This window comes from Lysobacter stagni (assembly GCF_030053425.1).
Lineage (GTDB): Bacteria > Pseudomonadota > Gammaproteobacteria > Xanthomonadales > Xanthomonadaceae > Lysobacter_J > Lysobacter_J stagni.
The window spans coordinates 2,366,585-2,392,127 of record NZ_JASGBI010000001.1 but is presented as its reverse complement, the minus strand read 5'-3'; the positions used below and the strand labels follow the sequence as shown (position 1 = coordinate 2,392,127).

The following is a 25,543-nucleotide window of genomic DNA, read 5'->3' as shown; positions in this document are numbered from 1 at the left end:
CTCCCCGTTCACGCAGGCACGTGTGGGCCGCGCGCGTCGACGGTCCGCCTGACGGCAGTTGCAAGGCCCGCCGCGCTGAGCCATGCTGCGAAGCATCACGATTTAGAGCCGAAGCTCCATGGCCTCGACGCGCGTCATCAAGAAGTACCCGAACCGACGGCTCTACGACACCGAGATTTCGAGCTACATCACCATCGAGGACGTGCGCCAGCTCATCGTCGATGGCGAGGAGTTCGAGGTGCGTGACGCGCGCAGCGGCGACGACCTCACCCGCCAGGTGCTGCTGCAGATCATCGCCGAGCACGAACAGGACGGCGAACCGGTCCTGTCCACGCAGCTGCTGAGCCAGATCATCCGCTTCTACGGCGATTCGCTGCAGGGCTTCATGGGCAGCTACCTGGAGCGTTCGATGCAGGTCTTCCTGGACCAGCAGCAGCAGTTCCGCAACCAGATGGGCGGCATCCTCGGCCAGACGCCGTGGGCGCTGATGAACCAGCTGACCGAGCGCAACCTGCAGATGTGGAACGAGTTCCAGCGCAACCTGTCCGGCAACGTCGGCCAGAGTCCGTCGCCCCCGCCGACCAAGGCCAAGGGCGAGCGCGAACCCAGCAAGCGCTGAGCGCGCGCACCGCGCGCTCGATTTCCTGTTATCGCACCGAGGCCGTCGCCTGCGCGCCGGTGCCACAGTACTGCGCGCGGAACTGCTCCGCCTGCGGCATCAGCGACTGCAACACCTGGATGCGGTTGGCCGGATCGGGATGGGTCGACGCGAACTCCGGCGGCCGTTCACCGCCTCCGAGCTCCGACATCCGCTCCCATAGCGGGATCGCCTCCTTCGGGTCGTAACACGCGGCGGCGGCCAGCATCAGCCCGACCTTGTCGGCCTGCGTTTCGTGATTGCGTCCGTACGGCAGGACCAGCCCGTATTGCGCGCCAGCGCCGAGTGCGGCCATGACCGCCTGCTGCTGCTGCGGATCCATCCCGCCCACGGCGGCGCCGGCAGCCATCTGCCCCATCTGCACCAGTTTCTGCTGCGCCATGCGCTGGCTGCCGTGGCGCAACAGGGCGTGGGCGATCTCGTGCCCCATCACCACCGCCATCGCGTCGCGGGTCTTCGCGACCGGGATCAGGCCGGTGTAGACGGCCATCTTGCCGCCGGGCAGGCAGAACGCATTGGCCTGGTCGGACTGGATCACCGCCACGTCCCACTGGAAATTCTGGTGTTCGGTGGGCACCTGCTGCCCATTCTGTGCGGCCAGCGCGCTCGTCACCTGCGGCACGCGCTGGATGAGCCGCTGGGCGATCTCGCGAATGTCACGGCTGGCCTGTGCATCCGGCGGCAACAGCGCACCCTGCGCGTTGGCATCGCCCAGCACCTGCTGGAACGCCTGCGCACCCAGCTGCACTTCCTCGTCCGCGGTGGTTCCGTAATGCGCGGTCTCCCCCGTGTAGGGATCGACCCGCGCACTGCCGAACCACGACCAGGCGGCATAGCCGGCGAACAGGATCAGGATCCACCAGCGGATGCCACCGAAGCCACGTCGTGGGCGTCCCTGCTGTCGCGCCTGGCCCAAAGGATCGACCCTCATCTGCGTCTCCCGCTCGGTCCTGGAGCCTTCACTGTAAGTCGCGCGTACGGGCGTGAATCAGATTTCCCGGACCACGCGGAATCCTACCCGCGCGCTCGTGGCGTTGGCGTCGTTGCTCTGTCGCCACGCCGACCGGGTGTGCTCCGGCGAACTGGCCCATGAGCCGCCCCGCACCACCTTGGAACGGCAACCGGGATTCAGCCAGGCCGCGCCGTCGCGCGGTGCGCGACGGAAGGTGTCGTGCCAGCAGTCGGCGACCCACTCGCTGACATTGCCGGACAGGTCGTGGATGCCGAAGGCATTGGGCAGGAAGCTGCCCACGGGTGCCGGTCCCCACGCGCCATCGCCGTAACCGGCGAACGCGTTGCGCCACCGCCGACCGCTGGGCGAGACGTCCCTGGCGCCGGTGAAGTTGCCTGCGCGCGCAGGCGGAGCGCCGTCGCCCCACGGATAGCGACCGCGTCCGCCGGCACGCAGGGCATATTCGAATTCCGCCTCGCTGGCCAGCCGATAACGCTGACCGGTCTGCGTGGAGAGCCATTCGGTGTACGCCTGTGCGTCCTTCGCGCTGACGTGCACTACCGGCAGGTCGTCGCGGGCGGGCTGCCCGGCGTAATCGGACTGCCAGTCCACGCCGCCACGTCGCACCAGGTTGCCACTGCGCTCGTCGTAGGCGGTCGAATAGCCGCGTCGCGTCGCGCGGGCGCGGTGTTTGGTGGCCTGCATGAAGCGGCGGAACTCGCCGACGGTGATCTCCGTGCGTGACATCGCCAGACCGCGCTCGAACCGGATGTTGCGCGCCGGACGCTCGGATTCGGCGCCTTCGTTCTCTTCCGACCCCATGCGGAATGCGCCGTGCGGGATCACCACCAGCTGCGGGCCGCGACCGCCGCTCTGCATGGCGTCGGTGAAGACCTGCCCGGGTCGGAACAGGCCGTAGTGCGTCGCCAGGTCGATGCGCTCGCGCAACTCCGCGGTCGCCGGATCGCCCGTCGGCGCGATGCGCAGCAGCACGCCGAGCTGACGCCGTGCCTCGTCGATACCGCCCTCCCGCGAAAGCGCCGCCAGGCCGGCATCGCGCAGCGCGTTCACCCGCGCGATCCGCTGCATGGCCACGCGTGCGCGCGCGTCGTCGATGGTGGCGCTGGACGGCCTCACCCGGGCGGCGATGTCCAGCTCGCGTTGCGCGCCGACGTAATCGTCGCGATCGGCCGCGACTTCGGCCCGGCGGATCAACGCGCTCTCGACCGCCGCCACGCCCTGCCGCGCGCGCATGTCGCCGGGGCGAAGCGCCAGAGCAGCGTGGAAATAGGTCAGCGCCTCGCCGGCGGTTGCGTCCACGCCCAGACGGCCGGCATTGAGCGCTTCCTCACCCAGGCGGTTGGCTTCCTGTGCTTCGTCGGTGCGGTCCAGGCGTTCGAGGTAATCCACGACATCCAGCTGTGCCGGCGCCACGGCGCGCGCGACAGCGGCGATTTCGTGCGCGCGGCGCAACGACAGCGGATCGCGGTCGAGTTCGGCCAGCGCTTCGTCGCCCCGTACCAGCAGTTTGGCCAGCGCCCGGTCAAACCCGGAGTTGGCGCCGGCATCCTCCGGATCGAAGCGACGCAGCGCGTAGTAGACGGGAATCGCATCGTCCGGGCCGCCGAACAGACGACCCTCGCGCAGTGCAAGCGCCGCCGTTTTCTTCAGTTCGTCGACGTTGGCGTCGGTGACCGCGACAGGCGGCACGCGCCACGCCGGTACCGGCGACACCGCCTGGTCCGCGCTGATGGTGACAATGGGCGTCCGCGCAGCGGCATCGTTCGCGGGCGCGGCGGGCTCGCGCGAGCATCCGCCCGCCACCAGCGTCATTGCCGCGATGCCAGCCAACAACCGTGCGCGCAATCGTCCTCCTCGCCTCTCTCGTGGCCTGCGACCTTGTCCCCGACCGCCTTCACGGACCATGGCACCGGGAGCGTCGAAAGTAGGCTATTGTCGCCCGCCCCGGCAACCCGCCGCCCAGCCCTACGACCCACTCCACATGCCCGTCGCCTGGATTTCCGCCCCCGCCGATCTGAGCGCCCGCTTCACAACGCCGCCGTCGCGCATCGGCCTGGACACGGAATTCATCCGCGAACGCACGTACTGGCCGCAGCTGGCGCTGGTGCAGATCGCCGTGGACAACGGCACGGACGACCCGGACATCCTGCTGGTCGATCCGCTGGTGGCGGGGATGCTGCCCGCGCTGGCGTCGATCCTCTCGGAGCCCGCCACGCTCAAGATCATGCACAGCCCGAGCGAGGATCTTGTGGCGTTCATGCATGCGTGTGGCGTGGTACCCCGGCCTCTGTTCGACACCCAGCTCGCTGCGGCGCTGGCCGGAGTGGGCGGCGGCCTGGGCTACCAGAAGCTGGTGGAACAGCTGACCGGCATCGTGCTGGCCAAGGGCGAGACGCGTTCGGACTGGATGCGTCGTCCGCTGTCGGCCTCGCAGCTGGAATACGCCGCCGACGACGTGCGCCACCTGTTCGAACTGCACGACCAGCTGGACCAGCGCCTGGACATGCTGGGCCGGCGCGAATGGCTAGCCGAGGACGCGGCTCGCACGCTGCACAATGCGGAGACCGAGTCGGGCGAACGTTGGCCGCACCTGTCGATGCGCAGCGCGCAGTTCCTCGCGCGTGACGCACAGCTGCGCCTGCTTCGGCTGTTGCGCTGGCGCGATGCCTACGCCCGCGACAACGACCGTCCGCGCAGCTGGATCCTCGACAACGAGCTGGCCGTCACTCTCGCGCGCAACCCGCCGATCGACCGCGCTGGCCTGCAGCGTGCGCTCGACGCGCATCCCAAGGCGCCCCGCAAGCTGGGCGAGGCCGTGTGGAACGCGTTGAACACGCCACTGCCGGACGAAGCCAGCGCGCCCGACGCCACCGCCGCCGAAACCCGAGACAAGCAGCGCCTGCGCAAACTGCAGGACGTCGTCGCCGCGCGCAGCGCCGAGCTGGGCCTGCCCGACGGCGTGCTCGCCTCGCGCCGCTGGCTGGAAGCGCTGATGGACCAGGGCGAATGGCCGGACGCCCTCGCCGGCTGGCGTCGCAAGGCGCTGGAGCCCGGCCTCGCTCCGTTGCTGGCCGAGCCCAACTGAGCCACGGCGTAGCTCAGGCTGGTCGCAACAGGCGCTCGCCGTCCTCATAGACCCGCGATGCCGGGCCAACGATCAACGGATCGGGCGTGCCGATCGCGGCGCGATCCTGGGCGGTGTAATGGAATGTCCCAAGAACGGCGCGCATGGCATTCACCCGCGCACGCTTCTTGTCGTCGGAACGGATCACCGTCCACGGCGCGTCGGGCGTGTCGGTGGCGATGAACATCGCCTCCTTCGCCCGCGTGTACTCGGCCCACTTGTCCAGCGAAGCCAGGTCCACCGGCGACAGCTTCCACTGTTTCAGCGGATCCCTCTTGCGCTTCGCGAACCGTGCACGCTGTTCCTCGCGACTGACCGAAAACCAGAACTTGAACAGACGCACGCCGCTGCGCACCAGCATGCGTTCGAAGTTCGGGCACTGGTGCATGAACTCCAGGTATTCATCGGTGCTGCAGAAGCCCATCACCCGCTCCACGCCGGCACGGTTGTACCAGGAGCGATCGAACATCACGATCTCGCCCGCGGCCGGCAGGTGCTCGACATACCGCTGGAAATACCACTGACCGCGCTCGGTTTCGGTGGGCTTCTCCAGCGCCACCACGCGTGCGCCGCGCGGATTCAGGTGCTCCATGAAACGTTTGATGGTGCCGCCCTTGCCGGCAGCATCGCGGCCCTCGAACACGATCACCACGCGCTGGCCGGTTTCTTTCACCCAGGCCTGGAACTTGAGCAGCTCGATCTGCAGGCGCCGCTTCTCCCGCTCGTAACGGCGGCGCGACATCCGTCCGCGCAGGACAGGCTCGAGCGGATCGTTGGACGGTTCCCCGGCTGCCGTCGCCGAATGGCCGACGTCTGCGACCCCGCCCACGGGACGGACGGCATCGGGCGAATCGGCAGCTTCGGCTTCGGGCGGACCCTGCGTGGCGGGCGTGTGCATCGGTATTGCTCTCCGGGGACAGGCGCTCACTCTCACGCGCCCCCGAACGTCGCCGCTTGACCTCGATCAACCGCCCTGCGCGCCCCCGACAGACGATTTCGCAGCCAGGGCTGGCGCCCTGCCCGATGGCCCGCTAAACTTTGGCCCTTCGTGGGGCGGTAGCTCAGCTGGGAGAGCGTCGCGTTCGCAATGCGAAGGTCGGGAGTTCGATCCTCCTCCGCTCCACCATTTATCCAGCCAAAACAGCGCTTTACACCTTGCGGTGTAGTGCGCTGTTTTGCTTTAAGGTGCAGTCCTTGCCACACCACGTGTGGCAAATTTGTGGCACTCAGGGGATGTCCAGGGAAGCCCGCCCGCGGCGGTGCGCGCGATCCTGCAATGTATTGCAAGGTGCGGCTAGGATTCAGCCTCCCCACCCTGAGCAGCCTCATGGGACCAGCCACCTCAGATAATTTTGCCCGCGATCGAATCGTGGCCGCTCAAGCCATTCTCGCGAGCATCTTTGCTTCTCAGCGGGCGTTGCGTGCCCTTGCTCCGGAGTACTCCTGGGCCGGCCTTGGCAACCTCCTCGGCGATTTCGGCGAACTCCTTGCAACTGACCACTACGCCCTAACCAAAGCACCAGCCGGTTCAGGCGACTACGACGCCCGCAGGCAAGATGGCCTCTCCGTCCAAATCAAGACGAACTACGCATCAAGCCAGATTGGATTTCGAGGCGAAGCAGATTTCCTGCTCGTTCTCGGCGTCAAACATGATGGCTCTTGGGAGGAGATCTATTACGGACCCTATGCGCCAGTCAAAGCCGCAGCACGCTTCTCCGCCCGCGACAACAAACATATGGTTGCGGTGGGTCGGCTGAGAGCTCTCGCAATAGCAAATCACGCCGGAAACATTGAGGTTGGCACGACCTGATCACTGGTTGCTGCCGGCGGCTCGCCGGCGACCGCTCCCCAGGTGGGCGGACCATACAAGGCATTGAGTGCGGTCTACTACTGGAAACGCAGCAATGATCTTCTCGGACATCGAACGAACGGACGCAGGTCCAAAACTAAGCCGGGAAACTGAGTTTGGCTTCATGAATCGCAGTGCGCGACCTGAGATCGCCGCCGTCAGATGTCTACTCGAACAGCTTGCAGGGGAGTACCCCGCCAGCGAGCAGTCAGATCTCGTTTCGCGTTTTCGCTCGGGCGATGACGCAGCCTATAAGTCCGCGGAGTTCGAACTGATCCTCCATGCGACTCTCCGTCGCCGGGGATACGAACTTGAGCCCCATCCAACGCTGCCCAACGGGAGCAGTGCTCGCCCCGACTTCCTCGTGACAACGCCCGATGGGAGCAAATTCTATCTAGAGGCGATCAATCCTTCGGAGACAAACGAGGACATGTCCGGCGACAAGCTCACTGAGCAAACATTGGATGTACTGAGCACTCACGCTCATCGAAACTTTCTTGTCGGTGTAAAAACAAGGGGGCATCCAAAGACGCAGCCGAGTAGGAAAAAGTTCTTGCAGTGCGTTCTTCGCTGGCTGGATGGCCTTGATCCTGATGCCGTTGACAAGGACGTAAAGGAGCATGGCTTTGGCGATCAGCCAACGATGACTTGGCGCCATGAGGAACTTGAGATCGAAGTCAGCGCCATCCCGATTAGGCCTGAGCGGCGAGGAAAATCTGAAAGACTGCTCGGGATCCATTCCGGCGGTGCGGGATGGATAAGCCCGAAGACTCCCGTGCGTGATGCGATCCGCTTCAAGGGAACCAAGTATGGGCGCCTCGACCAACCCTTTGTCATCGCGGTCAATCACGACGGGTACGGACTGCGTCGTGACGACGAGGTTGAGGCACTCTTTGGGGACGAGGTCATCGTCTTCCAAGTCAATGCCCCTAACGATGACGGCCAACTAAGAAGGAAACCAAACGGCGCGTGGGTCGGAGCAAATGGTCCTGAGTTCACACGCGTGTCTGGGGCCTGGATCTTTGACCGCCTTTCGCCATACACGCTCACCGAACAAACGGGAACGCTCTACTTCAACCCGTTCGCAGCGAATGTGGCACCGCTGGGCCTGCGCGAGTTTGCGCATGCATATGGCATCGATGGGCAGCTTGTATGGAGCGACGGCCCTACGATTGGAGACATACTTGGACTAACTAAGGACTGGCTCAACCCGCAGCAGCAAGGGTAGCGGGCTCTATCGTTAGCGCCCCACCCTCGCTTGACGAACAAATTCCGCCATCTCGGCCCCGTGCTCCAGAATCTCTCCAATATCCATCTCCACAACTCGAGCACCTCGGTCCAACGCCCTTATCAGCACCTTGACCTCGTCGACAGCTTCGGCACGCCAGCGACTCGACCCGACCGTAGCGTCATACTGCTCAGGACCTCCCCGCCCCTCCTGCTCGACCAGCGGAAAATACAGCTCCCACATATCGAGCGAATATCGAAGGAACACGGAGAGGCCACTTAGCCTAGCCTTGATAGCCTCATAGGCTCTTCGATCCTCAAGGAAATCAGCGCGATTTGCCAGCCCAGCGATTGCGTGGCCCAGACCTCTAACTTCTCGGTATAGCTCTAAGGGACCGGCAACGCTCGGCCCTCTAAAAATATGTGCCTTGAGAGCACACTCGGCGGCCATGATCACGTCAACAAAATTCTTGACCCTTCCGGCCTTGTTGAAGTCCTCGGGCCGCAGACTCTCATAGCGCTGAATGAAGTGCATCGCGTCATGGTGATAGTAGTCGGCTACGGAATCCCGAACAGTCACTTTAGGCTCCATTTTTCATTCACGTGGGCGTCCTGGCAGCAACGCATGCACTCACAACATTCAGAGACTGACATTGACATCGTATCCAAGCGCACGAAGGGCCTTGCTCGAGCGCTGATTGCGTGGCGGATACATGTCGGGATTGGCCCAGCCCACAATCTCACCAAGAATACTGACACCAATATGTGGAATCCTCCACGCAGCGCTGTGGATACCATCCCATAGGCGCTGCGTTAGATTTCCGTCGCCCCAGATCACGAAATACAGTAGATCCAGAATTGAACTTCCGCCCGCTCCTCTTTGTATCCATAGCCAGCGTGCGAAAGCCTCGTGCTTCGTATCTTCGTCTTGCTGAACTTCCGGCAATCCGAGCAAGCGGTTGGACATTTTGACGCCATGGTCGCGGAGAGCGTGCACCCGCGTGGCGGCCTCCACCCATTGAGACTCAGTAAGACCTCGAATTCTGTCCTTGGCAAACGCAGCGCGTATCGTCGGAGCCCACTCCCTGATGGTGCGGTCCTCCCACTCGAAATCGAACGCCCCTATCCTCCAATCATCCAGGGCAGACTGGAGCGCTGCCTGAGGGTTCTTCCGATTCCGGTCGTGGAAGACTTTGTACGAATCCTTGACTTGCTCTCCGCGCACGGTCTGGTAGTAATAAGCATGTAAGAACTGATCAGCCTGCACACCGCCAGGCACGTTGCTATCAATCCAATCCGGCCTGTTCGCTACTACCTGCGCTGCTAAACCGCGCATGTGCTGGAGCGTCTCCTCCCATTCGCTAGCAAAGCGCGCATACCGCGTAGCTTCAGTCCGCGCCACTACTGCGGGAATCGGGTCCTGGGCGCCATTGACGAATGAGTCCGTCGTGTCGAACGCCTCAGCCACCCTGCTCAGCTGCCTCTCCAATTGCTCACGCTGCTTGAATAGCGCCCACTGCGCCTTGCACATTTCATCTGTCAGAGGCTTAGCTACGGCACGAAGACCATCAAAGAAGGCCACAAGCTCCTCGAGAAGACCAAAGTGATCCAGCTCCTCATGCGTAAGGAACAAGCCTGCCTCGAAGTTCTTGATCCACGCGCGGTCCGTCATGTTGGCTGAGCCAATGTAAGCCCCTGCCCCGACGTACCAGATAACCTTGGCATGCAACCACTTCGGGACCGCGAAATACTGGAAATTTGGCGAGTTCCTCTTAAGGAACCAGTCCAGGATCATCGGATCGATTGGACATGACCCATCGTAACGACCGAAGAACTCCAATGCCTTGCTCTGACCCATGCAACTGTCCAATAGCTGCATGTTGTCGCGAGACGCATAGGCAATCGCCGCCCTCACTCGCTCACAATCCGGAAGATGCTTGATGTGAAAGTTGGCTAGCTTCTTAACCGACGCATCAGCAGGCAGCTCGGCCACCAGGTTCAGCGGCATAGGTCGCGCAATCAGATCCATGTTTTCCCCTGTCCATACTCACTGGCGACGCCCAACTTATGTGGCGTCCGCACCTCGCTTGACAATGCTGATTCTACGCATCAATCTGCACCGCAATGCGAATCAGGAGGCGGAGCTACTAACGTCTCCTCTCGCATGGTTGCATCCAGGCAAGGGCCCTCGCGCGTACCGCCTGCATCTGTTCAGAACACGCTCTCTCTAGATCATTGGTGGTCCTGGGCTTGGAAGCCCTTATTCCCCAGCTCCCAGGTGCGGCGGACTGCACCTGATAGAGCCAGAAACTCGGCCGAGTATGGCGCTAGGAGCGTCCACGGCCTACCTGCAGCGGCGATTGAATTGCCCTGCGGTTTCGACACTCAGATGGTGTCGCGACGTAGAGGGACGAGTCCGGAAATCTGACCCGCTAAACCGCACTCAGTGCGGCGAGGCATCTCATTTCCGAGGCCACCATGCGCAAACTATCCCGCGACGTCCGAGTCGCCGCTACTACCGATGCCCCTCAAGCACGCGCACTGCTCCGCGTTGAGGATTTAGCTAAACGCATTCATAAGTCCGTCGCGTCTATTCGAAGCGACGCTTGCCGCAGCCCGCATTCGCTCCCGCCGATGTGCCGGCTTCCAGGCACCAAACGCCTCCTGTGGCGCGAGGAGGATGTGACCCAGTGGCTCGCAGAGCATGTGGTCGCCCGCACCGTCCAGACCATGCATGTGGCCAAAACCACCACGCCCACACGTCGCCGTGGCCGCCCAACAAAAGCGGACAGAATGCAGCGAAAGTCTAGGGAGCGTTGAGGCATGAGCATCAAGCTAATGACTCTGTCCTGGGATCTGGACATGCAGCCGACGAACAAGCTTGTCCTGCTAGCGCTTTGCGACTGGGCAAATGATGAGGGGCTTTGCTTCCCGAGCGTCAGCAGCATCGCTCGGCGGGCTTGTCTATCTGAACGACAAAGTCAGCGCGTCATGCAAACGCTCGTAGCCGCACGTTGGATCGACGTAGTCGGCAACGAAAATGGAGGCAGGTCATCGCGAAGGTACCGGATCAACGTCAACGCGCTACGTAGGGGTGACACCGGCGACAGGGGTGACACTGGCGTCAGGGGTGACAATCTGACACCCCCGACTCCCACGTCACCCCTGGGGCGTCACTCACGTCGCCCCAGCGGTGACATCAACGACGCCCCAGGGGTGTCGCAGTTGTCACCCGAACCGTCATTTGACCCGTCAAATGAACCATCAACGAAACCCATCGGCGCCGACGGGCTTGTGTGGCCCAGCCCGCTTATGAAGAAGGACGCAGTTGTGGTTCGGTCGTTGATTGAGTGCCTAAGCCCGGAGCTCCAACAGCTCGTTCTCGACGAGATGCAGGGCGCATTCGATCAAGGAAACCCGCCCAAGGACGTTCGTAGGTGGACTAAGGCCGTTGTTGGCCTCGCGAGGCGAGGCGAGTTGGCTCCTAAGCGAGCGCTGCAGGTAGCTCGAAGGCGCCACACGCGCGCTCAGGAAGCGGCAGAAGCCATGGCGCGACAGGAGCTATCTCGCAAATTGGCGCGAGCCAAGACACCCGAAGAGCTTGCGCGGCGCCGCGCGAGGGTGGACGAGGCCGCCGCGGAACTTAATCGCTAACCTAAACCCAAGCACATCGCCCGGTCCTGCCACTGATCAGCTATGCGAGCCGCCAGGCCTCGCGCTAGCCAATGCTTTCGACCTAGCGTCAGCGATGAGTAGCGCGCGCGCTTCCTCATAGGTGATTTCGCCGGAAAGCATCCTCCTTGCCACTGCAACCGCGTACGTTGACATACGCAGTCCGTCGATGCGCTGCGAGGCTTGTGCATAGGCCAAGGCCTGATCGGGAGTCAGCGGCATCGGAGCAGGAGGCCTCACGAGAACGACCCATTCTACCCCTGACCAGACCCCGGGCATTCAGCAAGTTCTACGGGCCAACTGTTTGCGAAGTTCTTCTCGCCGAGTAGCTCCTGCGAAAGCTCCTGACTTTTGACGAATCGTCAAAAGGCTCGCGCGCCGCCCTGCTTGCGGACCCCGGTAGAGCTTATGGAGGGCAATTGTCACCTCAGCAGACCTAGTCGCCCCGAGAAAATTGACGAATCGTCAAGTCGCTTCCGACCACTAGGGCGTTCCAGTTGATGACGTCATTTCTCGAGCGGGAGCCGCGGTCGGGTTCGCCTTTTTGACTAAATGTCAAAAAGGCCGACTCCCTCATACGATCGCCTTCGTGAGTCCGAAAACCCGTTTTTGACGAAAAGTCAAAAAACAGCGCACCGAGACCAGCAAGCCAACAGACACCGCTTCTCAGATAGACCTTTGGTCTACCCAGCACTACCCACAGCAAAGACCACACTCCTCTAATAGTGGAACATAAAGGGTGTATTACTGTAGGTCGTTTGAGCGAGCTGTGAGGCCCGTTCTATGAGGCCCTAGCGCGTAATACACAAGCATCTGGAGCGTATTACGGAGTAATACATGAGCAAAGCACCCCGCGCCCTACGGCTTCCTCCCGAACTCGAAGCACAAGCAGAAGCCCTTGCCCGCTCTCGCGGGCATACGTTCAGCACTGTCATGCGTGATGCGCTTCGAGAGCACCTGGACAGGGAGCGCCAGCTCGACGAAATGGCCGCGTTGGAGAGGCGGCTCGTCGGATCAATGACCCGAGTCATGAAGGACGTTCGGATCGTCCGAAATGACGTTCACCTGACGATGGCGTTCATCAACACCCTGGCGGAATCGTACCTACTCCACACCCCGCCCCTCCCTGATGAGGCTGTCGATGTAGCCGCCGCATCCGCTACCGACCGTTATCGAAAGTTCCTCAAGCGAGTCGTTTCCAACCTGCAGGGTGGAGAGGGCCTGTGGTCGGAATTGCAGAACGAGCTGGACGTCGATGCGGGGACCGAGGCTTGAGTGAGTCCGTGTGACGCCTTAGCGGGCGCCGACTTTTTTGACGAAAAGTCAAAAAAGGGCCCCTATTCAAATCAGCGAGCAGCTCACATCACATCCGTGGGGATGTGCCGAAGGCTTGTCTAATGTCGATTGCGCCTTTCCTTCCGTCCAGGCGGACTATCGCCTCAAACGCTTCGTCGGCCGCGCTAAATCGCGCCATGGGAAGTTGTATCTGTCCTGCACGAGTTGGTTCACACCAGTAGGCTGACTTCGTCAACGCAAGATGTCGACGGCAACTCATGGGCCTATCCTCATAGATCCCGCAACGGCCTTGGATCAAGAATGGGCAGGGGCGCCCATGAAAATCCTCCGTGGGCCCAGGCGTAGAGAGCCGCTTGTGCCCAGTTCGCTTCTCGATGAGCTCTGCCTCGATCGGAAACACGTGGACCGCGTAATGACAGCAACTGGTGCAGCCGGCTCGACATGCTACGTAAGGGAGACAGCTTCCAGGATCTCCCCAAGGGCCCGGTAGAGCTGTCGTAGCTTGCGTATAGCACTACCAGGCTGTCTTGCCACTTCGTCGGGCAATTGATTCTCTCGCTCTTGGACTGTAGCAGGCAGCTCCGAAGCAAGCCGGTCGAAACTGGCTCGTGCATTGGATTGAGCGAGGTTTGGATCGGCTTCGAGTTCCAAGCTGCATCTCCTGAGTCTGTCTAGCCAAGCCTACCGCGGCACGCGCCACTACTCCTACGCCCCCAGACGGCAGATTCTGACGCGGTGACAAGAAAGAGAGGCATGCAGCGCCGTCCCAGGCGGCCATGCTCGACAGCACTCTCCCGGCGAGCCGGCGGGGCAGCCCTGCCTTTTTTGACGAATCGTCAAAAAACTCACCGCCATACCCGCCGCTGGCTTGACGAATCGTCGAACGGCTCCCCAACGAGACCCTTCTCACGAGGCTCAGACTTTTGACGAATCGCCAGAAAATGGCCATCCCTACGATGCTTTGCTTCTTGCTTGGCTGCGCGTACCGCGCCTCTTCGAGGGAGAGAGCTTCGCGCCGAGCCTCAATTCGAGACTGCATGACGGACATACGCCGAGAATATCAAGTTGCCCGCGTGGTATAGCATGCTATACGATCAAGCCAGCGCAAGGAGAATGGAATGAGTCGCCCCGAGGCGCGCGCCAAAGCCGCCGAGCGACGTCGAACCGGCATCAAAAACGGTGGTGGACGGATCGTCCAAATCGCCTTGCGCATAGACGGTGCGCAAGCTTTGGCGGCTCTGCAGGAACGCACTGGCAAAGGGCCAAGCGCGATCATTGAGGAGCTGCTGATCAAGGCTGGCGCCAAGCGACCGATAAGCTAATAGGAGGGACCGATGGCGTTAGTCATTAGCATTACTGACCCGGATACAGTCGTCCTGCTGGAGCGGTACCGCCAGTACGTCGACCAGGTAGATGGAGAGAAGGGCACTCTGGATCAGTTGGCAGAAGGCCTGATGCTCGGCATGCTGGATGAGCACAACCGATTCCGCGAATGGTCGCGCCAGATCATGGAGGTCGCCGCCTAATACCACAACTTCACGTTACTCCGCGGTACCGAGCGTTGCGCCTATCGCGCAGCTCGCATCTGTTCGACCACGCTTCAAATTCCAAGATTTAAGGTCCGGGGCTCGGAAGCCCTTATGCCTTAGCGAGCTAGGTGCGAGAGGCTGTACCTGGCGAGTGAGATACACGGCCGAGATATGGCGCTTGGAGCGACCACGGTCTGCCCGCGATAGGAGCAATTCCATCGCGTGATGGGCGCACAGATGGCGTCCAAGTTTGGAGAAGCGAGCCCGGATCTAGACCTGTAGCCGCACCGTGTGCGGTGCGGCATCTCATTTCCGAGGCCAACCATGCGCTACTTGTCCCGCGATTTCAGCGTCGTAGACGCTGCATTCCACGTTGCTCGCAATGCCGCCGACCGGCGCGGCCTACCACCGCGCGCCGAGCGAGGAGTCGGCATCACCCTATGTGTAGTCGGCATTCTCCTCATCAGTTGCGGCACCTACTTTAGCGTGCTCACCACCAGCGTGATCATCATGCTGGTCTTAACTTCCCTCTGCTCGTTCCTGACCCGATCCCATCGACACCTAGCACCTTTCTGTTTAGCCCTTTCCGTAGCCTTAGGTCTTTCAGGGTGCTCGTCCGATCCACAGTCAGCTAACAAGGCAGACCTGGCATCGCCCAGGCCGGCCGCCTCAGGGGTCGACGTGCACGGAAGCATCCGCGAAGCCACTCGCTACCACGATCCGCGCGAAGGGTTGAAGCCCAAGGGCATCGACATTCTCAACGGCGAGGCGAAGGCCAAGGACAACAAGGACATCTCCGATGAAGTCCGCTAAGCCCGTTCACCACACGCGGGCGCAGCAAGGGCGCGCGCGAATGGCGATTCTCGCCGGCAGCCTCGCCGTGGCCGTCCTGCTCTTCTCAGCCGCGGCATCTGCGCAACAGATCGCGCCGAGTATGGGAATGTTCGATGACATCGCCACGTTCTACATGCAGCAGGCAAAGGCGATGCAGGCGGTGCTTGAGCCCTTCGCGTACCGGCTTTTTGGCCTGTTAGCGTTCATTAGCATCGCTATGTTCTTCATCAAGCAGATGATGAACGGTGACGGCAATCTCACCACGCTCGTAACGCGCTTTGCGATGGAGATCCTAAAGCTCGGATTCTTCATGATGGTGGTCACTCATGGCCCGCAGCTGCTTTTGCAGTTCATCGGGTACTTCATCCAGAGCGGCGCGGCTGTCACCGGGCTAGGTGAATTGTCGGCCTCCGGCATTGTCGTTCTCGGGTTCGATGCGTGCTTCCGAACCTTCGACGCGATCGGCGCAATGGGATGGGGCGACACAGCCGCTTTCGGCTTGCCGCTCGCTCTCGCCGGCATGGGCATCCTGGCGTGCTTCGCAATCGTGGGAATTTTGTATCTGGTCCGAGTGATCGAGCTCTACATGGTCATGTACGGGGGAGTGCTGCTGCTGGGTTTTGGCGGCATTTCCTTCACTCGGGACATTCCCAAGAATTATCTCAGCTACATGATCGGTGCGGGCGCGCAGTTGTTCATGCTCAACGTCGTAATCGGCTTTGGCATGCAGCTGGTTACCAGCTGGCCAGCCTCGCTCACGCAGGGCACGCCGGATGCCGTGCTGCGCCAGGTGTTGCAGCTGTTCGTCGGCTCTGCGGTTTTTGCCGCGCTGGCGTGGTCGATTCCGAAAGTTGCTGGCAGTCTGGTCAATGGTGCGGTATCGCTGGGGCCGAACGATGCGATCGCGCCGGCCGTTGCGGCAGGTGGCGCGGCGGCAATGGGCGCAGCGGTGGCAACCGGCGGTGTATCGGCTATTGCTGCCGCTACACAGGGCGCAATGCAGGCGACGACGAGCGGCGTTTCGCTGGCAAAGGAAAGCGGAGCGTCCGGCATTGGTGCAGCGGTCAGGGGGTTGGGCCATGCCGTTGGCGCAACAGCATTGGAAGCCGGGCAGGCAGCGAAAGCAGGGCTTGGCCTAGCGCCCCCATCGGTCAATGCGACTGACAGCCGAGGCCGTAATGTCGAGAACATGGGCACCCGCGCTGCGAACAACCTACAGGGACAAGCTCAACAGGTACGCGAGACGAAGGCAGGCGCGCCGGCCATCGCCAATGGAGGCGAAACCGCGCCGCTCAACATCGGGAGCACGCCCGACGGTGGCGTGAGGCCGCTAACGGCGCAGCAGTCGGCCGCACCGAATGACGACGGTAGCCCGGAGTTCCGTCAGCCCGACCCGAATAACCCGAATTGGGGCAGCAGAATCGCGCCGCCTCAGCTTCCGCCTGACGCGCCGCCGGCTAGTGCCGTCTCCATCCGCCTCGACACCGACGACTAAAACAGGATCACCACCATGAAGATTCAAAAGAGCATTACTTTGGCCCTCGCGGTTGCTATTACCGGTACCGGCCTCACCTACACCCTGCCGGCAGCGGCGCAGTGGGCCGTGTTCGATCCGACGAACTACGCACAGAACTTCCTGCAGCAGCTCCGCGCGGTGCAGAGCAACGTCAACGAGGTAAGGCAGATCCAAACCCAGCTGCAGCAGTACGACAACATGCTCCGTAACACCAAGAGCCTCGACTTGCGCGACCTGGACACTGCAATCGACGCCCTTAGTCGGCTCGATCGTGTGGTTGGCAAGGGTAAATCGCTTGCGGTGACCGCGAGCGACTACGAGAGTGCCTTCAAGTCACGATTTCCCGGCTACCAGGCGACGACGAACTACAGCGAGAGCTACCGCGAGTGGAGCGAGACGTCACGCGATTCCGTGCTGGGCGCGCTTCGCGTGGCCAACTTGCAGGCGCGAGGGGCCGTGACCGAGGAACAGGGCTTAGCTTCGTTGCGTTCCGCCGTTGCCACGGCCGATGGCCAGAAGGCCGCGGTAGACGCAGGCAATCAGATTGCGCTGGCTCAGATCACCCAGCTGCAGCAACTTCGAGAGCTCATGGTGGCGCAGATGCAGGCCACTGGAACGTACATAGCCGCCAACCAGCAGTCCGAGACCAGTAAGGAGGCTTCGATACGTGAGGCGACGAAGTATCGCGATCCTCGCGAGGGGTGGAAGGCAAAGCCGATCCGAGTCGGAAACTGATCTCGACGCGTTAAAATGGCTGGCTGATCGCTCCTCCAACAGGCTCGATGAGAATGCAGATTTCTGCCAAGAACGCAATGGCGATGGCTATGGCATCAGTGGAAATGGAGGGTTTCACCGTCTCCGGGGAAGATCGTGAGCTGATGCAACGAGTAGTCAACGGAGAGATCAGCGCAACCGAAGCGATGCAGCAAATCCTGCAAGAAGCCCGGCGTGCTAATGATCTTGATTAGCACGTCGGGCACCTCGCACATTGGCACACCCAGCGGCATGGTCAGACTCTTGGACGCTCGTACTGAGATGGTCGCCGAAATCTGGGATCACGGACGAGGTCCGGCGCGTTCGCACAATGTCTTCGAGGCATGGCGCCATTCTCTAACCGCCCTCCCCCAAGACCTGCAAGCGAGTGAAAGGGCGAGGTTTTGCGCGCGCGGCATCAGGCGGCTTCGTAGAACGGGCGTCGATCGGGCGTCGGGCGCGGCAACCGCTGGCCCAGTTCCCGCCGTTTCCGCGGAATGGTCTCGATCTCCCCACGCGCCTCAAAGTCCAGTGAGAACTCGTCGCTTTCGTTCTCGGCGAGGCTCCACTGTGAGTACGCGCCCGGGATCCTTAAGAAGGTCCGGCCTACTCTCCCAGAACGAGGCCGGATGACGCTGGCTGGCGAGATGCGCGCTAGCGGGAGAGGGGTCTAGCGCCAATCCCGGCTTAACTTGCTGATTTCATAGGCGGGCGTAAGAATGGCGCGGGAGGACGGCCGCGCAACGGCGCAGCCCGTGAGACAGGGGTCAGTTACGTTCCACCAACGCGTCTCACGCATTCGTGAGCGCGCCCATCCTCCTGGCCCACCCGGGCCATTTTTTTGCGGCAGGCCGCACCCGAAAAAACAAGGCGAGTCGAATGAAATACGAGGAGCTGCCCAGGTCAGCGCTCATCAAGTTGCTGCAAGACTACGACGCCGAGCGTGCGGAGGCCGGGAAGGACGGAATTGTCCTGAACTACTCCGGGCGCGCCGCGCCTTGGCAGATCGTGCGCCAGGTCAAGCCCCGGATGTGCGAACTCAACAAGCGCGCTTCGGTGGGAGGCGCGGCAGAGGAAGTCGCCAACGAGTTGTGGGACGGTGAGAACTTGGCTGCGATGGTCACGCTCTATAAGTATCGCGGGCAGGTGGACCTGGTGTTGACCGACCCCCCCTACAACACGGGCGAGGACTTCCGTTACAACGACAAATGGGACAAGGACCCCAACGACCCGGATATGGGCGAACTTGTGGCCAAGGATGATGGCTCGCGACACAGCAAGTGGCTGCGCTTTATGACGCCGCGCCTTTGGATGATGCGCGAAATGCTCAAGCCCGGCGGGGTCATCGCCATCTGCATCGATCACCGCGAGCTTTATCGACTCGGGATGCTGATGGACGAGATTTTCCACGAGGAGAACCGCCTCGGCATCATCAACTGGCAAAAAACAACGCCGAAAAACCAGTCGTCGAAACTTTCCCTAACGACCGAGTACGTGCTGGTCTACGCCAAGTCGGCCGAGCTGGCCAAAACCGGGTTGGTGGAACGCTCCGCGCTCGCCGACGCCCGGTTCGGGAACATCGACAACGACCCCCTGTCCGATTGGAAACAGGGCGACTTGACGGGCAAGGGCGCGAGTAAGAACGCCAACTACGCAATCCAGTCACCTTTCACCGGGGATTTCCACCATCCCGGCGAACGTCACTGGGCGAACAAGCGGTCGGCGATGAAGAAGTGGCTGGAAGAGTGGGATGTGTCCTACGAAGATATGGACATTGGCGACAAACGTGGCAAGGCACTGGCGTTGAAGGGCTGGGGTGCAGCGAATGCCACTCAGCGGAAAGCGCTGTTGAAGAGGGCCGCGGATGTGGCCGGAAAGCGGTTGGACAAGGGCGCTTGGCCGTACCTCTACTGGGGCGTGGATGGGCAACAGAAGCCCGTTCGCAAGGTCTACAAGGCCCTGGTCCGGCAAGGCGGTGTTCCGACCACATTCTGGCTGGAGGATGACGAGGCCCCGCCGGCCATTGACGGCGTGTCCTGGCTGCGCACCCTCAGCGGTCGTTCCCGAGACGGCATCGAAGAGCTAGACGCGGTGGTGGGCAAGGGGCACAACTTTGAGACGGTCAAACCCCTGCGCCTAATCAAGAAAATCATTCAGATTTGGTGCCGCAAGGACGGCATTGTGCTGGACCCATTCGCGGGGTCAGGCACGACCGGGCACGCAGTGCTGGAATTGAACCAGGAACAGGATGCCAACCGGCGCTTCGTCCTGATCGAACAGGGCAACGACGCGAAGGGGGATAACTACGCCAAGACCCTCACCGCTGACCGAGTCAAGCGCGTCATCACTGGCAAGTGGAAATCCGGCGATCGCGAGCCACTGGGCGGGGGTTTCCGCTACTTCACCCTCAAGCGAGAGAAGGTGGACGCCACCGCCGTGAATGCGCTGGCCCGCGAGGAAATGATGGACTTGTTGCTGGTTAGCTACTGGGATCGCAACGACAAGGCCAAGTCCTACCTCAAACGCCTGCCGGTGGGAGAACACAAACACCTCTTCGCAGTGAACACCCGCAACGAGGGGTTCTTCCTGGTGTGGACCGCCCCCGACCAACCCTCGGCGCTGACCCGCACAGTGTTCAAAGAGATCGTCCAGGAGGCCAAGGCCGCTGGGCTAGCCGGCCGCTACCACGTCTACGCGTCCCTGGCGCCGTACACGGGCAATGACATTGAGTTCTACAAAATCCCCGACAAGGTGTTGGAGCATATTGGCTTCAACGCCCGGGCGGACGCGTTCAACAATGACGGTGGCACGGATGCAGATTGAGCTAAAACCTTTTCAGATTCGCGCCGCCAAGCAGATCGCCGAACGCTACGCCTATTACACGGGCCATCCTTACCGACCCACCTATAAGGGCAAGCTTCCCCGGCCGTTCTACCAGGCCTTGGCAGCCATCACTGGCGCGGGCAAGACTCCGGTGCTGGCTGAGGCCGTGACTTTGATGCGGCTGCACATGGGCGTGCAGCCCATTGTGTTCTGGATGAGCAAGGCCAAGTCGGTGGTCCAGCAGACCTACACCAACTTTTCCAGCGGAGGGAAGTATGCGGAGATCGTGGACGACTTCCGCGTCATCCGCGCAGCACAGCTGGAGCCAAACCTGATCGCCGACGGCAGCTCACCACTCCTCATCCTGGCGACCACTGGCCTGTTCAACAATAAGGAGCAGGCCGACGGCGCCTTGAACATTTACAAGAAGGACCAGGACCTGTTCGGCGACCAGTCGCCGTGGGAACGCCTCATCGCCCGCGATGTCGGCGGCGTCCGGCGCCCGCTCATCATCGTTTACGACGAAGGGCACAACCTGTCCGAGCAGCAAACGCAGATTCTGGCCGAGCTGGAGCCGGAGGCTTACCTTCTGGCCAGCGCCACGCTAAAGCTGCCGGCGAATTTCGCCAGGTCGGTGCTTGGTCCATTGGATACCTGGGTGGAGGAAGCTGGGCAAGAGGTTGACGGCGCCAAGGAGTTCGGCCGGCTCAGTGCGGTGGATAAGGAAGGAGTGCCAGACGCCAGCGCATTTGCCATCACCGCCGTCGACAGCAATGCCGTTATCAAGGCAGAGTTGATTAAGACCTCGATCCAGTTCGATGGCACCACCGCCCCGATGGAGCGGTGCCTAGACGATCTCCACGACCGGCTCCGGCTCATTGAGCAGGAGATCGACGCCCGGGCGCTGGGGTTCACGCCCAAGGCCATTTACGTTTGTAAGACCAACATTACCGACGACGGCGACAAGGACGACCACACCAAGCCCTTCGAACACCGCAGCGCGCCGCCCATCCGCATCTGGCGCTACCTAGTCGAGCAGAAGAAGGTGGACCCCGCCAAGGTTGCCATCTACGCCGACTTGAAGTTCAGCGAGGGCAATAAGCCCGAGGCCGTGAACCTGTTTTCTAAGGGCGAAAGCGACTTCGACGAGTTTCAGGCCGGCGATTTCCAGCACATCATTTTTAACCTAGGTCTCCAGGAAGGATGGGACGACCCGGCCTGCTATTTGGGTTACGTCGACAAATCGATGGGCTCCCAAATCAAGGTTGAGCAGATCATCGGCAGGGTGCTGCGCCAATACGATGCCAAGCACTACGACTCCGCGTTGTTAAACAGCGCGCACTTCTTCCTGAGGGTGGACAAGAAGAACGTCTTCACCGACTCCATCGAAGCCGTGCGCGCCAAGCTGCAGGAGTCTGGTACCACCATCGAAATCGTCCACACATATGGGGGCGGAGAAGGGAGCCTGGAGGACCTGGAGCCCAAAGACGACATGGCCGCGGTGCTCCACCAAGTCCACGCCGACGCGGACGACGCCGTCGAGGTCATTGCGAAGCTGGTGGGCCAGTTCCCCACGTTCAAAGAAGGTGAGATCGATACCCAGGGCGATGCGCACCGCAAGACCGAGACGGTGGAAATTTCCAATCTGGCCAAGTCAGGAAACCAGGAGTGGGCTGCCAGCGGGCATGCCAACCGCGTGCGTCTGCGCTGGCTGGTGGGCAACGCTATCCGCGCACGGTCCCCGGCCGCCCTAGCAGTGGCGGACCTCAAGGCATCTAAGTTCGATGTGCGCGTGGAGGCGGGAAGCAATGCGGCTGCCGCAGCAGAACTGTTGGCGCGTGAGATTGTGGCCACGTATTACCAACTGACTTCTCTGGTCTATGAGTCCAACCGAGAGTTCACTTTTTCTACAATGCGCGTGCCCAAGAAGGCGCAGGCCTTCGAAAACGCGCTTTATGAGCGCTACGCAGGCCTCAACAAGTTCGAAGCCTCATTCGCTTCCGCTTTGGACAAAGTGGGCGTGGCCTGGCACCGGAACCCCAGCAATGGCGGCTTCCGTATTCCCTTACTGTCCGAAGGCGACAGCGCGTCGTTTTCCCCTGACTTCCTCGCGTGGAAGGGCAAGTTGGTGTTCTGTCTGGACACCAAGGGAGCTCACCTGCTCACAGATGCGGTTGCGCGAAAGCTATTCGACATCCAGGACGAAGGCACAACTAAGCTCCTTACGCGTTTCGTTTCTGAGGGCAAGCAGACCGCTATCGGCGGCAAAGCGATCAAGGGAGGCTATACAGTGTGGAAGATGAAAGGTGGATCGCCCACCCCCATCCATGTGGCTTCCATCGATCATGCAGTCAAAGAATGCTTGAAGGCGCAGTGACTGTTTTGCCCTGAGGAGCGAATGTGCCTGACGGTTTCACTTTCATGAAAACTGACCCATCCTATTCACTTATAGAAGCCTTCTGGCCAGGTCCTCAGCACTCGGATGGTAGTAGCGTAATAGCATGCGTGGATCCTTGTGTCCGGTGACCTTTGAAAGCTCGTGCAACTGGTACACGTCGGCCAGCCGAGAAGTCGCCTCGTGACGAAGGTCGTGAAACCTTAGGTTGGTCAGAAACGTGGCATCAGCAGGCAACCCTGCCATGCGACATTCGGACTCATACTCATGACGCGCTCGCGCCACAGCCCTTTCGAAGGCGCGAGTAACCGCATCATCGCGCAGATGGAATACGCGTCCACCAGGCGCCCTATTCACCTGGGCACCCGTAGGAAGTAGGTTGGCAAGCACTTCAACAGCTGCCCCAGACAATGGAACGTTGCGCGAGCTACCGTTCTTGGTAGCCGGCAAGTGCGCGACGCGCCTGGTCAGGTCAATGTGCTCCCAACGCAAGCCAACAATCTCACTCCTGCGCATGGCTGTTTCAACTGCGAGTCGAACGATTGCTGGCAGTGTGGTTGACTCGGTGGAGGCAATGACGCGGTCCAACTCCCCCTTGGCAAGGGTGTTGCTTCCCGCCTCCGCGATCGCGGCGAGTCGCCGTGACCGCGCATTGTTGACGGTTGGCTTCCGAACAAGCTCAACAGGGTTCCCCACGCTCTCCATTCCCCATTCTCGCCTAGCCACATTGAAGACATGGGAGAGCACGGAGAGTCGACGCAGCACAGTGGCGGCCTTATAGGATCGCAACCATTCGTCCCGAAGCGCGGCCACATCCGTGCTACGTACACCGGCCACAGTGCGTCTGGCAAGTGCTGTCGAGCGCCACACACTCAACACGGAGCGTTCTTGGGTGTGCCCCTTCTTCGTGGGAACAACCTCCCGCTCATAGCGTTCGAGGAGCTGGTGCAGAGTCGTAGACTCCGCCTGACTACGACTGACCCAGACGCCGCGCGACATCTCCGATTCGATCATTGCCGACCAGGCTTCGGCTTCGGCCTTGGTTTCGAATGTCTTGCTAGTCGCCGGGTATCCGCGCCGGCGAATCTGGGCCTCCCACTGATAGGGGCCGCGCTTCCGAAAAGTTGCCATCAGCTCCTCCTGACTGTGGCAAAATTGTGGCGTTAAATCCAAGTAATCGCCACATGCGTTGATTTGCATAGCGATGCATTAGCATTCGCAATGCGAAGGTCGGGAGTTCGATCCTCCTCCGCTCCACCATTCATCCAGCCAGGACAGCGCGTTATGCCATCGGCGTGACGCGCTGTTTTGCTTTGGGCATCCGGTTTCTGGCGCTGCAACTTCAAGAACCAGCGCATCGCCCCGGGCTCACGTCCGCAGGCATCAGTGCCCCGGCAATGGCGGGCCACCCACGAACCCCGGCGGCAAGGTGAACCACACCGGTCCCGCGCGGGCGGCGCGCTCGCCTTCGGCGTAGAGCTTGGCCATCTCATCGGCGTTGAACGCGAGCGGGTCACCCAGCACAACCGAGGGTTCGATCGTCACCCAATGAAAACCGGAGCCGTTGCGTTGCGCGAAGGCGTATTCGCGGAAGAGGTCGCCGACGATGGTGGAGCGGCCTGAGGTTTCGATCACGCGACCCGCGATGCCGCGGAACGAGCGCTCGGTCGGCCCGGGCGGCGGCGCCAGCTGGCCGTTGTGGATCACGAAGATATCGTCGTGCGCGTACGCACGTCCCGCGGCGAGGTAGATGCTGGACGTATCGAACACGCCGACATTGACGAACACATTGGCGCCGACGAAACCGTCCACGTGCATCTCATCGTAACGTTGCCCACCTGCCTCCACCTCCATCAGCACGGGCGGAAACGCGATGGGAATGGAGGCCGAGGCCAGCATCACCTTGCGGAACAGCTCCAGTGCCTGCGCATTGCCGTGCGTGGCGATCAGCCCCATGTTCCAGACGACAAAACGGCGTGAATCCAGGTCCACCGTGCCCATGTAAAGCCTGCGGCCGTTCCGATGTGCTTGCGCCACTTCCGACAACACGGTGGCATCCACGTAACGCTCGATCAGCCGCTCCAGCGGCGCGCTCTGCGCGAACGAATCGCGTCGCAGCAACGCGGCGATGGGCGACAGCGGCGTGAATATGTCGTCGCGCGTGGTGGTGGTGTAGATCCGTTTCAGCAAGGCATCGTACCGGGGGCCCAGGTACGCGAAAGGCGCCATCAGCGCGCCGGTCGAAACGCCGGTGACGATCTTGAAGACCGGCCGTTTTCCTGTCGCGGTCCAGCCGTCGAGGAACCCGGCACCGAATGCCCCATACGCACCACCGCCGGACAGCGCGAGGTAGGGATAGCGCGTCGCGCCGTTGGCATCGACGGGGAAATCCGTGGCGGATTCGTCCTGCAGCGATTGCAGGAAGTCGCTCTGCATCGCGAGGCTGGGCCGTCCCGCCGTCGCGCGCACGCCGGTCATGCCGGGAATCGTCGCGGTCCCGGTCAGCTGCGGGGGAACGGGATCACGCGGCAGCGTTGCGCATCCCGACAACAAGCACAGCACGCCGACGAGCACGATCGGGACGAACCGGGCAACGACCGCCATCGGGCCTGCCACATGCGAACGCATGCACGGGGCCGAGATCGTCGTCGGGAACTTCGAGACCAGGAATGCCACGTCCGGACTCTCCGTATGGATCGCGCACGAGAGGCGCAATCGAAACGAATACGCACGATGTGCGACTTCGCCGAAGGATGAGGCGTATGCCGCGCGCCCGCAACCGTTTCCTTGATTGACATCGGCGAGCCACGACACGCGCCACTGCACGCGCTCATCACGACGCCGGGTGTATGGGCGCGGCCGCGGTTACGGATGCATCGTCACGTCGCCGGTGA

At 61.8% G+C, this 25,543-nt stretch carries 21 protein-coding genes, 1 tRNA gene and 1 pseudogene; 15 read left to right on the top strand and 8 right to left on the bottom strand.

The window, feature by feature from the left end:
- The first annotated feature begins 118 nt into the window (after window positions 1-118).
- On the top strand, window positions 119-619 hold the full coding sequence (gene phaR / locus QLQ15_RS11155; RefSeq protein ID WP_283212845.1) for a polyhydroxyalkanoate synthesis repressor PhaR: 501 nt from the start codon (window positions 119-121) through the stop codon (window positions 617-619).
- Window positions 620-647: 28 nt separating this feature from the next.
- Here the strand turns inward: phaR and QLQ15_RS11150 are convergent, their stop codons facing one another.
- Together QLQ15_RS11150 and QLQ15_RS11145 are read right to left on the bottom strand one after the other, a co-directional pair.
- The gene (locus tag QLQ15_RS11150) at window positions 648-1,589 is read right to left on the bottom strand and encodes a M48 family metallopeptidase (protein WP_283212844.1); all 942 of its coding nucleotides are present in this window, start codon (window positions 1,587-1,589) and stop codon (window positions 648-650) included.
- A 57-nt stretch (window positions 1,590-1,646) separates the two neighbouring features.
- A complete protein-coding gene (locus tag QLQ15_RS11145; RefSeq protein WP_283212843.1) occupies window positions 1,647-3,476 on the bottom strand; it encodes an SUMF1/EgtB/PvdO family nonheme iron enzyme in 1,830 nt (609 codons plus the stop codon).
- Between the two features lie 136 nt (window positions 3,477-3,612).
- Between QLQ15_RS11145 and rnd the strand changes: the two genes are divergently transcribed.
- Window positions 3,613-4,716: a ribonuclease D gene (gene rnd / locus QLQ15_RS11140; protein ID WP_283212842.1), complete on the top strand. Its 1,104-nt coding sequence runs from the start codon at window positions 3,613-3,615 to the stop codon at window positions 4,714-4,716.
- Window positions 4,717-4,729: 13 nt separating this feature from the next.
- Here the strand turns inward: rnd and ppk2 are convergent, their stop codons facing one another.
- Window positions 4,730-5,653, bottom strand: coding sequence for a polyphosphate kinase 2 (gene ppk2, locus QLQ15_RS11135; protein WP_283212841.1), 924 nt, complete (start codon window positions 5,651-5,653; stop codon window positions 4,730-4,732).
- A 152-nt stretch (window positions 5,654-5,805) separates the two neighbouring features.
- On the opposite strand from ppk2, the gene QLQ15_RS11130 reads away from it, so the two are divergent.
- The 3 genes from QLQ15_RS11130 (at window position 5,806) to QLQ15_RS11120 (ending at window position 7,832) form a co-directional block, all read left to right on the top strand.
- A tRNA-Ala gene (locus tag QLQ15_RS11130) sits at window positions 5,806-5,881 on the top strand.
- A gap of 201 nt (window positions 5,882-6,082) precedes the next feature.
- Window positions 6,083-6,565: a DUF6998 domain-containing protein gene (locus tag QLQ15_RS11125; RefSeq protein WP_283212840.1), complete on the top strand. Its 483-nt coding sequence runs from the start codon at window positions 6,083-6,085 to the stop codon at window positions 6,563-6,565.
- A gap of 94 nt (window positions 6,566-6,659) precedes the next feature.
- Window positions 6,660-7,832 carry a hypothetical protein gene (locus QLQ15_RS11120; protein ID WP_283212839.1) on the top strand — a complete coding sequence of 391 codons (1,173 nt, stop codon included), beginning with the start codon at window positions 6,660-6,662 and terminating at the stop codon, window positions 7,830-7,832.
- Window positions 7,833-7,844: 12 nt separating this feature from the next.
- On the opposite strand, the gene QLQ15_RS11115 is transcribed toward QLQ15_RS11120, so the two are convergent.
- A complete protein-coding gene (locus tag QLQ15_RS11115; RefSeq protein ID WP_283212838.1) occupies window positions 7,845-8,423 on the bottom strand; it encodes a hypothetical protein in 579 nt (192 codons plus the stop codon).
- A 48-nt stretch (window positions 8,424-8,471) separates the two neighbouring features.
- Complete coding sequence (locus tag QLQ15_RS11110) at window positions 8,472-9,860, bottom strand: phospholipase D-like domain-containing protein (protein ID WP_283212837.1); 1,389 nt, start codon at window positions 9,858-9,860, stop codon at window positions 8,472-8,474.
- A gap of 794 nt (window positions 9,861-10,654) precedes the next feature.
- On the opposite strand from QLQ15_RS11110, the gene QLQ15_RS18365 reads away from it, so the two are divergent.
- Window positions 10,655-11,485: a helix-turn-helix domain-containing protein gene (locus tag QLQ15_RS18365; RefSeq protein ID WP_432277801.1), complete on the top strand. Its 831-nt coding sequence runs from the start codon at window positions 10,655-10,657 to the stop codon at window positions 11,483-11,485.
- A gap of 855 nt (window positions 11,486-12,340) precedes the next feature.
- Complete coding sequence (locus QLQ15_RS11105; RefSeq protein ID WP_283212836.1) at window positions 12,341-12,778, top strand: ribbon-helix-helix domain-containing protein; 438 nt, start codon at window positions 12,341-12,343, stop codon at window positions 12,776-12,778.
- An 88-nt stretch (window positions 12,779-12,866) separates the two neighbouring features.
- Here QLQ15_RS11105 and QLQ15_RS18360 read toward each other — a convergent pair.
- Window positions 12,867-13,232: pseudogene (locus tag QLQ15_RS18360) on the bottom strand (YkgJ family cysteine cluster protein); the annotation flags it as partial.
- 685 nt (window positions 13,233-13,917) lie between these two features.
- Between QLQ15_RS18360 and QLQ15_RS11100 the strand changes: the two are divergent.
- From QLQ15_RS11100 to QLQ15_RS11065, 8 genes are all read left to right on the top strand, one after another.
- Window positions 13,918-14,121, top strand: coding sequence for a hypothetical protein (locus QLQ15_RS11100; protein ID WP_283212835.1), 204 nt, complete (start codon window positions 13,918-13,920; stop codon window positions 14,119-14,121).
- A 12-nt stretch (window positions 14,122-14,133) separates the two neighbouring features.
- Window positions 14,134-14,325 carry a hypothetical protein gene (locus tag QLQ15_RS11095; protein ID WP_283212834.1) on the top strand — a complete coding sequence of 64 codons (192 nt, stop codon included), beginning with the start codon at window positions 14,134-14,136 and terminating at the stop codon, window positions 14,323-14,325.
- Between the two features lie 327 nt (window positions 14,326-14,652).
- A complete protein-coding gene (locus QLQ15_RS11090) occupies window positions 14,653-15,141 on the top strand; it encodes a hypothetical protein (protein ID WP_283212833.1) in 489 nt (162 codons plus the stop codon).
- A complete protein-coding gene (gene trbL, locus QLQ15_RS11085) occupies window positions 15,128-16,657 on the top strand; it encodes a P-type conjugative transfer protein TrbL (protein ID WP_283212832.1) in 1,530 nt (509 codons plus the stop codon). Before QLQ15_RS11090 ends, trbL begins: the two co-directional genes overlap by 14 nt.
- 15 nt (window positions 16,658-16,672) lie before the next feature.
- A complete protein-coding gene (gene trbJ, locus QLQ15_RS11080; protein ID WP_283212831.1) occupies window positions 16,673-17,413 on the top strand; it encodes a P-type conjugative transfer protein TrbJ in 741 nt (246 codons plus the stop codon).
- Window positions 17,414-17,466: 53 nt separating this feature from the next.
- Window positions 17,467-17,646 carry an antitoxin VbhA family protein gene (locus QLQ15_RS11075; RefSeq protein ID WP_283212830.1) on the top strand — a complete coding sequence of 60 codons (180 nt, stop codon included), beginning with the start codon at window positions 17,467-17,469 and terminating at the stop codon, window positions 17,644-17,646.
- Between the two features lie 586 nt (window positions 17,647-18,232).
- Window positions 18,233-20,254 (top strand): site-specific DNA-methyltransferase, encoded by a 2,022-nt coding sequence (locus QLQ15_RS11070; protein ID WP_283212829.1) that lies wholly within the window; start codon window positions 18,233-18,235, stop codon window positions 20,252-20,254.
- Complete coding sequence (locus QLQ15_RS11065; RefSeq protein WP_283212828.1) at window positions 20,244-22,631, top strand: DEAD/DEAH box helicase family protein; 2,388 nt, start codon at window positions 20,244-20,246, stop codon at window positions 22,629-22,631. The genes QLQ15_RS11070 and QLQ15_RS11065 overlap by 11 nt, the downstream gene beginning before the upstream one ends.
- Before the next feature lie 69 nt (window positions 22,632-22,700).
- Here QLQ15_RS11065 and QLQ15_RS11060 read toward each other — a convergent pair whose 3' ends face one another.
- Window positions 22,701-23,849 carry a tyrosine-type recombinase/integrase gene (locus QLQ15_RS11060; RefSeq protein WP_283212827.1) on the bottom strand — a complete coding sequence of 383 codons (1,149 nt, stop codon included), beginning with the start codon at window positions 23,847-23,849 and terminating at the stop codon, window positions 22,701-22,703.
- A gap of 183 nt (window positions 23,850-24,032) precedes the next feature.
- Window positions 24,033-25,325: a patatin-like phospholipase family protein gene (locus tag QLQ15_RS11055; RefSeq protein WP_283212826.1), complete on the bottom strand. Its 1,293-nt coding sequence runs from the start codon at window positions 25,323-25,325 to the stop codon at window positions 24,033-24,035.
- Window positions 25,326-25,543 lie beyond the last annotated feature (218 nt).